This window comes from Neobacillus niacini, assembly GCF_000759675.1.
Lineage (GTDB): Bacteria > Bacillota > Bacilli > Bacillales > Cytobacillaceae > Neobacillus > Neobacillus niacini_A.
On sequence record NZ_BAWM01000106.1, the window covers coordinates 1 to 1,135 of the forward strand.

The following is a 1,135-nucleotide window of genomic DNA, read 5'->3' on the forward strand; positions in this document are numbered from 1 at the left end:
CAACAAAAGGTTAGCCTCGTTATATGTAAAAAGAAATAGACCGCCTTAAGGCGATCCAAAATTATTGTATTAATGCACCCGTTACTTTAAGTACAATGCTTCACAATCTGCTATATTAATTGAACAACAAAATAACGTTTCCTTGTTATAACATCGTTAAATTTCTCCACTTAAATTAATCAAAATGGACCACTTTTGAAAACCATTCCCAATACGCATTTCCTTGTGCAATAATCATTCTTTCTAACCAGGTTTTTAAGTCACAATAAAAACTTTTGGTTTCAATACCACTTAATAAGACATTTGTTTTTTTAAATTCGGAATGGTCAAGTAATAACGTACCACCATCCATAACATAGCCAATTGGGTAGCAATATTTCAAAATGTAATCAACATCACAATAATCTTTCATTGAATTGTATGTACGAATCATTTCCTCGATTGAATATAGACAAAAGGAGTATCCATATTCGTAGGTAAAGAACTCTGCACCATTATGTAATAATAAAAATTCTTTATATTCAGTAGGCAGGTTCAAATCATTATTTATTATGAATTGTTCTAGTTCGTGATGAGTTATAGGCTTGTTAAAATTAAAACCAACTTTAGTGTAAACACCAGATGTACTATGGACATTTAATAAATTATCTTCATCCAATCTTGTTTTTAGTGCTTCTAAAACATTAGATATTGAAAAATTAATCATATTCATCTCCCTTATACAAAAATTTAAACAGTAATACTATTCGTGAGGTAATTGGAAATTCCCTTCCTTCACTAGTCGAGTAGAAGAGAACCTCTCTACCTTACGGTAGATTGTGTTCTCCCCCCTCCCAGAACCGTGCTTGCGCAATTAACGCACACGGCTCCTCCTAGTTACCATTCACAAAATATAGCTTATCTTCTAGGATCTGATTTGCTATTTCTGCTATCCTTACTAGTCTTGTTTCCATTTATTATTCCTACCTCTGTGTGTAGTAAATGTGCCCCTAGTAAGGGTGATAACTGGTAGCTAGCCTTTCCTCCATCGGCATTACCCAATTTCATTGGTACTACGCTGCTATCCGACTCCCTAAATCGGCATTTGGCTTCCTTACTTTTTATCGCTTGTACACCATACTCTTCCAACAAGGAA

Annotated in this window: 2 protein-coding genes; both read right to left on the minus strand. The window is 34.1% G+C overall.

Features of this window, described 5'->3' with window-relative positions:
- Window positions 1–175: 175 nt before the first annotated feature.
- A complete protein-coding gene (locus TR08_RS30535; RefSeq protein ID WP_052427615.1) occupies window positions 176–706 on the minus strand; it encodes an SMI1/KNR4 family protein in 531 nt (176 codons plus the stop codon).
- A 191-nt stretch (window positions 707–897) separates the two neighbouring features.
- Window positions 898–1,135, minus strand: a 238-nt coding sequence (locus TR08_RS33415) for a hypothetical protein (protein WP_238579235.1), incomplete at its 5' end; no start/stop codon positions are given.

Bases quoted from the DNA above. Each gene is read 5' to 3' on its own strand.
- TR08_RS30535 (WP_052427615.1), bottom strand. From the start codon at position 706: ATGATTAATTTTTCAATATCTAATGTTTTAGAAGCACTAAAAACAAGA.